Here is a 9,796-nt window from a genome sequence, read left to right on the forward strand (position 1 = left end):
TCCGTGGCTGCGGACCCTTGGAATCAACCGTCTAGTCGTCCGCCTTCTCGTGCACGACCTGCATGAAGCCGCCGAGCTGGGCGAGCTGCTCCGGCGTGAACAGGTCGATCAAGTACGCGCGGACCGTCTCGACGTGGCCGGGCGCGGCGGAGTCGAGCAGGGCCCTGCCCGCGTCGGTGAGCACGGCGAGGATGCCGCGCTCGTCGGACTCGTGCGGTTCGCGCCGCACGAGTCCCGACTTCTCCAGCTTGCCGATCTGGTAGGTCAGCGAGCTCTTCGACACCACGACGCGGCGTGCGAGCTCGGTCATGCGCAGGCGGTTGCCCGGCTGTTCGGACAGCACGACCAGCACGTTGTACTGCGCGTGCGAGAGGCCCGCATCGCGCTGCAACTGCTGTTCGATCTGCCTCTCGAGGAGGTGGTACGCCTGGACGAAGTGGTGCCAGGCGCTGCCCTCCTCCTCGGAGAGCCACCGCGCGTTACCCATGGTTGGGCAGATTAGTTGGTGTAGAGCTGCGAGACCGGGACAACCTGCTGGTTTTGGTTCGGGGAAGTCCACAGGAGCTTGAGGTGGGCCTCGCCGGTCTGCTCCGCGTAGTCGACCTTGATGGAGTACTTCCTCCCGGCCTGCAAGGCGATCGTGCCCTTGTCGATGCGGGCCTGGTGAGGCGCGGAGGCGTCGATCACGAGCTTGCCGTCGATCCACACCTTCGCGATCTCGTCGGACACCGCGAGGAACGTGTAGGTGTCGCTGAACCTCGGCTGCACGAACCCGGTCCAGCGCGCGGAGAAGTTGTCGCCGCCGTCGAAGCGCCAGGCGAAGTTCAACGACTTGTCGGTGCCCGTGGTGGGCGTGCCGGTCCAGTTGTTCGACGGGAAGTACTGGGCGCGCAGGCCGTTCCCGGTGCCGACGGGGGCTGCTTGCTCGCCGCGGACAGTCAGCTCGATCACCGTGGCGACGTCGTTCGTCTTGGCCCCATTGGGTTTCACGTCGTAACCGTCGCCCGCCTTCGTGACGGTGACGGACTGCGGGCTGCCGAGAACGCGTGCGGAGACCACGTCGAACTGTTCGAGAACCTTGAGGTGCAAGGAGTTCGACCAGTCGTAGACGGACAGGTACAACTTGTCCCCCTTGCGCGACACCGCACCCCAGGACGGGTCCTCGACCCACTGGGCGGCCTGAGCGCCGTAGACCGCGTCACCGTGCTGCACGAGCCAGGAACCTATGGCGCGCAAGCGGTCCGACTCGGGTGCGGGGATGCGGCCGAGCTTGTCCGGGCCGACGTTGAGCAGGTAGTTGCCGCTGCGCGAGGCGATGTCGACGAGGTTGCGGGTCAACGTCGTGGCGCTCTTGAAGTTCTTGTCCCACTTGGCGAATCCCCACTTCGACGGGATCGTCATGCAGGACTCCCAGAGCTGGCCGTCGATCGGCGCGGAGGGGAAGGTCTGCTCCGGGGTGCCGAAGTCGCCGTCGACGACACGGCGTTCCTTGACTCCCGGCGCGCGCTTGGAGATCCGGTTGTTGATCAGCAGGTCCGGATCCTTGGCCTTGAGGAACGTCTCCAGATCCGCGCCGTCCTGCTTGGTCCACGGGTTCGGCGGGTTGTCCGTGTCCCAGTCGCCGTCGAACCACAGCAGCGCCGGGTCGTAGTTGTCGATCAGTTCAACCAGCTGGGCGCGCATGCGGGCCTTGTAGCGCGCGAAGTTCTGCGACGACCGCGCGTCCGGGTCGTGCCAGTCCCAGGTCGAGTAGTAGAGACCGAACTTGATGCCCTGGCGGTCGGCCTCGGCCTTGAGCTCGGCGAGGATGTCGCGCTTCTTGTCGAACGCCGAGTGGTCGCGCAGGTTCCACTTGTTGACCTTCGTGGGCCACATCGCGTAGCCGTCGTGATGCTTCGACGTGATGACGATGTACTTCTGCCCCGCCGCTTTCGCCGTGTCGACGACGGCCTTCGCGGAGAACTGGGCCGGGTTGAAGGACTTCACCAGCCGCTCGTAGTCGGCGGTCGGGACCTTGCACTTGTTCATGATCCACTCGGCGTCCTGGCAGACGGATCCATCGGACCTCTTGTACTCGCCTTCCAACTGCGAGTAGCCGCCGAAGTGGATGAACATGCCGAAGCGGGCGTCCTGGAACCACTGCGTGCGGGGCGACGTGAACGGGTCGTCCACCGCGTGATTCGGGCCGGGACCAGCCAAAGGCAGCACCGCCAGCAGCGCTGCGACCAGCGCGTGGAGCATCGGACTCCTCCTCCAAGCTCATGGCGGCACCATGAGCTTGGAGGAAGAGAGATCCGATGTCTAGACCCCTGGTTCTTCGCCGTGCTTGATGACCGGTTCCGACTGGACCGGCGCGGAGCCCCTCTTGGCGAGCACCGAGTTGCGGCGGCTGTAAGCGAAGTAGACGACGACACCGATCGCCATCCAGATGATGAACCGGACCCAGGTGAGCGCGGTCAGGTTCAGCATCAGCCACAGGCAGGCGAGGATCGCGAGGATCGGCACCAGCGGCACGAGCGGAACGCGGAACCCGCGGTCCAGGTCAGGCCGCGTCTTGCGCAGCACCAGCACACCCGCCGAGACCAGGATGAACGCGAACAGCGTGCCGACGTTCACCATCTCTTCGAGCTTGCCGGCCGGGAAGAAGCCGGCCGCGATCGAGACCAGCACACCGATGATGATCGTGATCCGCGTCGGCGTGCCGTGGCTGCCGGTCTTCGCCAGCTTGCGCGGCAGCAGACCGTCACGCGACATCGCGAACAGCACCCGGCTCTGGCCGAGCATGAGCACCATGACGACCGTGGTGAGACCGGCGAGCGCGCCGACCGAGATCACCGTCGCCGCCCAGTCGACCCCGTTGTCCGAGAACGCACTGGCGAGCGTCGCGCGCGTGCCGTCCGGCTGCGTCGCGAGCTTCGTGTACGGCACCATGCCGGTGATCACCAGCGTCACGGCGACGTACAGCACGGTGACGATCGCCAGCGACCCGAGGATGCCCCGCGGCACGGCCTTCTGCGGGTTCTTGGTCTCCTCCGCCGTGGTCGCCACGACGTCGAAGCCGATGAACGCGAAGAAGACGATCGACGCCGCCGCCAGCATGCCGAGCACGCCGTACGTGCTGCCCGAGTAGCCGGTGATCAGCGAGAACAGCGACTGCTCGATGCCGGTGTGCGCGGCCGGACCGCCTTCAGCGGCCGGCGGGATGAACGGCTGGTAGTTCTCGGCCTTGATGTAGCCGATGCCGAGCACGATCACCAGCAGCACCACCGCGACCTTGATCGCCGTGATGACCGCGCTGACCCGCGAGCTCAGCTTCGTGCCCACGACCAGCAGGACCGTCAGCACCGCGACGAGCAGCACCGCGCCCCAGTCGAACTTGAAGCCGTCACCGACCTCGGTCTTCACGTCGATGCCCATGAGCCCGAGCGTCGTCTGCAGGTACGCGGACCAGCCCTTGGCCACCGCAGCCGACCCGACCGCGAACTCCAGCACCAGGTCCCAGCCGATGATCCAGGCCGCGAACTCGCCGAACGTCGCGTAGGAGAACGTGTACGCGGAGCCCGCCACTGGCACCGTGGACGCGAACTCGGCGTAGCAGAGCGCGGCGAGCGCACACGCGATCGCCGCCAGCACGAAGCTCAGTGAGACCGACGGGCCCGCGATGTTGCCCGCGGCGCTCGCGGTGAGGGTGAAGATGCCGGCACCGATGACGACCGCGACGCCGAAGACCGTGAGGTCCCACGCGCTCAGGTCCTTGCGGAGCTTGGTGTCCGGCTCGTCGGTGTCAGCGATCGACTGCTCGATGGACTTGGTGCGCCACAACCCGTTCCCCGGCACGGTGCATACCTCCTTGATGGACCTGTTCGGCCCACCCTAGAGGTATCCAGCATGTGGAACTCCTACAACTTCCTTTCGGGGGAATCCCCTCAGGAGCTGGTGACCGTCGACCGGTCGAGGTCGGGCTCCAGGTAGATGAGGCGGGCGTGCGGGACCCTGTTGCGCACGCGCTGCTCGGCGTCGTTGATCGCCTGGGCCACCTCGTCCAGGGGGAGTCGCGGTTCCAGAGCGATCTTGGCGGCGACGAGCAGTTCCTCCGGGCCGATGTACTGCGTCTTGATGTGGATGACGCGCTGCACCTTCCCGGCCGCGAGCTCCTCGCAGATGATGTCGAGGTCGGCGTCCGAGGCGCCCTCGCCGATCAGCAGCGACTTCATCTCGATGATCAGGATGACCGCGATGATGCCCAGCAGCACGCCGATGGCGATGGTGCCGAGCGCGTCGAACACCGGGTCGCCGGTCAGCGTCGTGAGGCCGACACCCAGCAGGGCCAGCACCAGACCGAGCAGGGCGCCGGCGTCCTCCAGCAGCACCACCGGCAGCTCAGGCGTGCGGGACTGGCGGATGAAGCCCCACCAGCTGACGTCGCCCTTGATCTTCTTCGACTCGCTGATGGCGGTGACGAAGCTGTAGGTCTCGAGGCCGATCGCCACGACGAGGATCAGCACCGCGACGAGCGGGCTGTCCAGCGCCGCCGGTTCGTGCAGCTTGTGGATGCCCTCGTAGAGCGCGAAGACCGAGCCGAGGCTGAACAGCATCAGGGCGACCACGAACGACCAGAAGTACCGGTCCCGGCCGTAGCCGAACGGGTGCAGCCTGGTGGCCTCGCGCTGGGCCGTCTTCTGGCCGAGCAGCAGCAGGCCCTGGTTGGAGGTGTCCGCGACCGAGTGCACCGCCTCGGCGAGCATCGATGACGACCCGGTGATCGCGAAGCCGATGAACTTGGCCACCGCGATACCCGCGTTCGCCGCCAACGCCGCGATGATGGCCTTGGTCCCGCCCCCTGCTGACACGCCTGTCTCCTCGCTGAACCGTCCGGTTTGTCCGGTCGTGAACCTTAGTCGTTCCCGGCCGTGGCGCGGAAAAGTTGAGCGGATTCAACACCATCCGGCCGGACGATCACGGCAGGGTCCGACGCGGGCAGCCACACGGACTCGCCACGCGCCAGGCGAACCTCGTCGCCGCGAGCGTTCGTCAGCACCGCGGCACCGGACGTGCAGATGAGGATCTGCGGGCCCTCGTGGTTGATCCGCGCCTCGCCGGTGAGGTCCAGCCGCGACAGCTCGAACTCCGGCGCCGGCGTGCGGTACACGCGGACACCCGGCGCGACTTCCTCACCGGTCGACACCGGCATGTCGCCGCACGTGAAGTCCAGCACGCGCAACAGCTCCGGCACGTCGACGTGCTTCGGCGTGAGGCCGCAGCGCAGGACGTTGTCCGAGTTCGCCAGGATCTCGATGCCGGTGCCGCGCAGGTACGCGTGCAGGTTGCCGGCGGGCAGGTGAATGGCCTCGCCGGGCTGCAGCACGATGCGGTTCAGCAGCAACGCCGCCAAAACGCCCGCGTCGCCGGGGTAGGACTCGCCGAGCTCCAGGACCGTGCGGCATTCCAGGTCGAACTCGCCGTGCTCCTTGACGTGCAGCACGCACGCGTCGAGAACCTGCGGGAGCAACGACGACAGCGAGGTCTGCGGCAGCGTGATCAGCATCGTGAACAACGCGCGCAGGCCGGACGAGTCCGGCTGCGCGACCAGCATCTCGGTGTACGGCGAGAGCGCGGGCGCGTCCAGGGTGCGCAGCAACTTGACGGTCCGCGACGGCTCGCGGAAACCCGCCAGCGCGTGGAACTCGGTCAACGCGCAGATCAGTTCGGGCTTGGCGGCCGGGTCCTTGTAGTTGCGGACCGCGGCGTCGCGCGGCACAAGGGCGCGTTCCTCGGCGGCGAAACCCTCCGCCGCCTGGGCTGCGGACGGATGTGCCTGCAGGCTCAAGGCTTCCTCGGCGGCGAGCACCTTGAGCAGGAACGGAAGCCTGCTGCCCCACCGCTCGGAAACGCGCGTGCCCAGCTGGCCGTCGGGGTCTGCCGACAGCAGCTCGAGCAACGAGCGCTCCACGCCGTCCGCGCCGGTCACGCGGGACGGGTCGCCGGGATGGGCGCCCATCCACAGCTCTGCCTCGGGATGGGGTGCGGGCACCTCCTTCCCGAGCAGCTCGGCGATGGCCGTGCGCGAGCCCCACGCGTACGGCCTTACCGCGTTGTGCAGCAGGTCCACTTCTAAGTCAGCTCCCAAATCAGTACGGGTTGCCACCGAGAGTTCCGGCGGCGAGCCCGAGGTACAGCGCGGCCAGTTCGAAGCGGAGCGCGAGCAGCGCGGCGCTGACCGCGTCGCCTCCCGCCACTTCGACGGCCGGTTCCAGGACGTCGGCTCCCGGCAGAGCGTCCTCGGCGGCGTGCCGCACAGCATCGGCCACCGGGCCCTGGCGCACGGCCAGCAACAGCACGCGCACGAGCCCGCTGCCCGGCTCGTCGTCCGGGTCGGCGAAGAGATCTGCACCGGAAGTCCCCTGCACCGCGCGGCGGTGCAGCACCGGGCGGGTCAGTGCCTGCGGATACCCGGCGACGTCGCAGGCTACCCCGGCGAACGCGGCGAGCACGCCGGCCCCGTGGCCGCCCACCGACGTGGCGACCTCGTCGAGGCCCCACAGCAGCGGCGTGCGGTCGGCGACGCGCAACGCCAGCGACTTCGCCGGGTTCACGAACGACTCGTGCATCGGGTGGTCGCGCTCGGCCTCGCGGTCGAGCTCGTCCGCGACCAGCCCCACGTCGACCTTCAAGAGCCCGAGCGAGTTCAGCACCACGAGCCACGCGGCGAGCGCGCGGTGGAAGCTGAAGCCGGGCGGTACGTCGACGCGCGGGGACAGCAGTACGGCCTGGCCCGCGGCGGCGGCAGCGACCGGACCGGAGTCCGGCGCCGTCAGCAGAGTCCGCGCGCCACGGCGGGAAGCGCGGTCGATCGACTCGGCCAGCACCCGGTCACCGGGGTCCTCGGTGTGCGCGAGCACCACGTCGAGAGCGCCCACCCACGGCGGCACCTCGTCGGCGACCACGACCGGAACCGAGCAGCCGGGGCCGAGCAACGCCATGACGACGCCTGCCACCGTGACCGCGTGGCCGGGTCTGGTGACCAGCACGACCGCGCGCGGACGTTCGGAGAAGATCCGCTCCACCCCCGCCTCGGCCGCGGCCTCGGCGGTGGAACGGACCTGTGCCCCAGCTCGCGCGGCGGCCCGCAGCCAGCCACCGGTGTCGGCGTCGGCGAGGCGGCTCGGGTCGTCGAGCAGCGTGTCGTCGAGCACCGGATCACTCAGCCGTGGGCGGCTCGACCGCCTCGTCCAGCAGCAGTACCGGGATGCCGTCGCGCACCGGGAACGAACGGCCGCACGCGGTGCACGTGAGGAAGTCCGCTTCCGGGTCTTCAACGGTCCCGAGCTGCAGCGGCGCGTGCTCGGGGCACGGGCAGGCGAGGATCTCCAGCAACTGCTCTTCGAGCTTGACGGCCACGTTGTTCTCCTCAGGCCCGCACGATCGCGAGGACCTCGTCGCTCAGCGCGACGACGGCCTCGGGGGTGGCGGCTTCGACGTTCAGGCGCAGCAGCGGCTCGGTGTTCGAGGCCCGCAGGTTGAACCAGGACCCGTCCGCCAGCTGAACGGTGAGACCGTCCAGCTCGTCGATCGTGACGCCGTCCTTCGATCCGTACGCGTCCTTGATCGCGGCGATGCGGCCGGCCTGGTCGGCCACCGTGGAGTTGATCTCACCGGAGGCGGCGTAACGGTTGTAGACCTCGGTCAGCTTCGACAGCGGACCGTCCTGCTCACCAAGCGCGGCCAGCACGTGCAGCGCGGCCAGCATGCCGGTGTCGGCACGCCAGAAGTCGCGGAAGTAGTAGTGCGCCGAGTGCTCGCCGCCGAAGATGGCGCCGGTCTTGGCCATCTCCTCCTTGATGAACGAGTGGCCGACGCGCGTGCGCACGGGCTTGCCGCCGTGCTCCTTGACGATCTCCGGCACCGCGTGCGAGGTGATCAGGTTGTGGATGATCGTGCCGCCGGGGTCCTTGGCGAGCTCGCGCACCGCGACCAGCGCCGTGATCGCGGACGGGCTGACCGGGTCGCCGTTCTCGTCCACGACGAAGCAACGGTCCGCGTCGCCGTCGAACGCGACACCGGCGTCCGCACCCTCGGCCTTCGTGCGGGCCTGCAGGTCGACGATGTTCTTGGGGTCGAGCGGGTTCGCCTCGTGGTTCGGGAAGCTGCCGTCGAGCTCGAAGTACATGGGGACGACCTCGATGGGCAGGCCCTCGAAGACCTGCGGCACCGTGTAGCCGCCCATGCCGTTGCCCGCGTCCACGACGATCTTCAGTGGACGGATGCTCTTCAGGTCGACCAGCTGGTTCAGGTACGCCGCGTAGTCCGCGAGCATGTTGCGCTCTTCGAACGTGCCCTTAGCGACACCCTCGGCGTCGGGGACCTGGTTCTCGGCGTCCTGCCGGATCTGCCCGAGACCGGTGTCCTGACCGACCGGCGACGCGCCCGCGCGGCAGAGCTTGATGCCGTTGTACTGCGCGGGGTTGTGGCTCGCGGTGAACATGGCACCGGGCAGGTCCAGCTTGCCGGACGCGAAGTACAGCATGTCCGTGCTGGCCAGGCCGATGCTGATGACGTTGACGCCCTGCGCCTGGGCCCCCTCGGCGAACGCCCTGCTCAGCTCGGGCGACGAGTCGCGCATGTCGTGCCCGATCACGATGGTGGGTCCACCGACCAGGCGCGCGAAGGCGGCGCCGAAGTCGCGGACCAGGCCGGCGTCCAGCTGCTCGCCGACCACCCCGCGGATGTCGTACGCCTTGACGATGCCGGACAGGTCACGCACGCCGCACACTCCCGAAACTCGCTCTTGACGGCTACTGCCCGGCAGCCTACCGGCGAGAGGATTAGTGATGCGTGTGGTCGCTCAGTCCTCGTGCGGATCAGGCAATACCCGCAGGTGGCCGCGCCTCTGAGTGCCCAACGGCACATCCGGCACCTTGGGGCTCACATCAGCCCGCCCAGCCTCACGCACGGCCTCAGCCAGGGCCGTCAGGTCGTCCACAGTGGGCTCGGGCGCCGCGAACTCACCCTGATGCCTGACGACCTCCCACCCGCGCGGCGCCGTGAGCCGCAACGCGTGCTCCTCGCACAGGTCGTAGCTGTGCGGTTCGGAGTACGTGGCGAGCGGTCCGACGACTGCGGTGGAGTCCGCATAGGCGTAGGTGAGCGTGGCGACAGCCGGGTTAGCACACCCGGTTCGCGAGCACCGTCTCACGCTCCGCACGATCGGGGACGATAGCGCGTCCACGCGAGCCTGTGTGTGAGGCACGCTGTGTTTGCTCGCTCGGCACAGCAACTAGGCTGCTCGGTTGTGGTGATGGCACGGGGTTCACGTCGACAGGACTCGCCGCGTCGGCGCAACCGAGACCGGCACGGCCGAGGCCTGCGCGGCCCTCTTTATCCAGCCACGCTCCCAGCGGCCCGCTCCCGAGCAGAACGCTTCGACGCCCTGGTCATCGAGGCCCTGGAGCCCATCGAGGCCCGCTGGCGCACCGAGCTCACGCAACTCGACGTGGCCGTGGACGACGTCCCGGACGTCCAGGTCGAGGGCGAGGACGGCGTGGTCGAGGACGGCAACGTCCCGCTGGCCCGCCTGCTCCCGACCGGCTCCGACAACCGAGCCCGAATCGTGCTCTACCGCCGCCCGTTGGAAGCGCGCGCGAAGGACGGCGCGGACCTGGCCGACCTGGTGCACGACGTCCTGGTGGAACAAGTGGCGAACTACCTGGGCCTGGACCCGGACGTGATCGACGAGGGCTGAGCCCCCAACACCGCGCAGGCAAGGCGCCCCGATGGCGCAGCCGAGGCGTCTTGGCTT

Annotated in this window: 10 protein-coding genes; 1 reads left to right on the plus strand and 9 read right to left on the minus strand. The window is 68.6% G+C overall.

Annotated features, from left to right (window positions below; all coding sequences use genetic code 11):
* Positions 1–31 precede the first annotated feature (31 nt).
* From UK23_RS46390 to UK23_RS46430, 9 genes are all read right to left on the minus strand, one after another.
* A complete protein-coding gene (locus UK23_RS46390; protein ID WP_045318250.1) occupies positions 32–487 on the minus strand; it encodes a MarR family winged helix-turn-helix transcriptional regulator in 456 nt (151 codons plus the stop codon).
* A gap of 11 nt (positions 488–498) precedes the next feature.
* Positions 499–2,241, minus strand: a complete 1,743-nt coding sequence (locus UK23_RS46395; protein WP_045318251.1) for an alpha-L-fucosidase — start codon at positions 2,239–2,241, stop codon at positions 499–501.
* Between the two features lie 60 nt (positions 2,242–2,301).
* Entirely contained in the window at positions 2,302–3,837 is a 1,536-nt protein-coding gene (locus UK23_RS46400) for an amino acid permease (RefSeq protein WP_045318252.1), read from the minus strand.
* Between the two features lie 89 nt (positions 3,838–3,926).
* On the minus strand, positions 3,927–4,850 hold the full coding sequence (locus tag UK23_RS46405; RefSeq protein ID WP_045318253.1) for a cation diffusion facilitator family transporter: 924 nt from the start codon (positions 4,848–4,850) through the stop codon (positions 3,927–3,929).
* A gap of 44 nt (positions 4,851–4,894) precedes the next feature.
* Positions 4,895–6,109 carry a mannose-6-phosphate isomerase, class I gene (gene manA, locus UK23_RS46410; protein ID WP_045318254.1) on the minus strand — a complete coding sequence of 405 codons (1,215 nt, stop codon included), beginning with the start codon at positions 6,107–6,109 and terminating at the stop codon, positions 4,895–4,897.
* A 19-nt stretch (positions 6,110–6,128) separates the two neighbouring features.
* On the minus strand, positions 6,129–7,193 hold the full coding sequence (locus UK23_RS46415) for an SIS domain-containing protein (RefSeq protein ID WP_045318255.1): 1,065 nt from the start codon (positions 7,191–7,193) through the stop codon (positions 6,129–6,131).
* A 4-nt stretch (positions 7,194–7,197) separates the two neighbouring features.
* On the minus strand, positions 7,198–7,398 hold the full coding sequence (locus UK23_RS46420) for a Trm112 family protein (protein ID WP_045318256.1): 201 nt from the start codon (positions 7,396–7,398) through the stop codon (positions 7,198–7,200).
* A gap of 10 nt (positions 7,399–7,408) precedes the next feature.
* Positions 7,409–8,761, minus strand: a complete 1,353-nt coding sequence (locus tag UK23_RS46425; protein WP_045318258.1) for a phosphomannomutase/phosphoglucomutase — start codon at positions 8,759–8,761, stop codon at positions 7,409–7,411.
* An 81-nt stretch (positions 8,762–8,842) separates the two neighbouring features.
* Positions 8,843–9,202, minus strand: a complete 360-nt coding sequence (locus tag UK23_RS46430; RefSeq protein WP_196778186.1) for a DUF3499 domain-containing protein — start codon at positions 9,200–9,202, stop codon at positions 8,843–8,845.
* A 93-nt stretch (positions 9,203–9,295) separates the two neighbouring features.
* Between UK23_RS46430 and UK23_RS46435 the strand changes: the two genes are divergently transcribed.
* Complete coding sequence (locus UK23_RS46435) at positions 9,296–9,739, plus strand: metallopeptidase family protein (RefSeq protein WP_045318257.1); 444 nt, start codon at positions 9,296–9,298, stop codon at positions 9,737–9,739.
* The last annotated feature ends 57 nt before the right edge of the window (positions 9,740–9,796 follow it).

The organism is Lentzea aerocolonigenes, assembly GCF_000955955.1.
Lineage (GTDB): Bacteria > Actinomycetota > Actinomycetes > Mycobacteriales > Pseudonocardiaceae > Lentzea > Lentzea aerocolonigenes_A.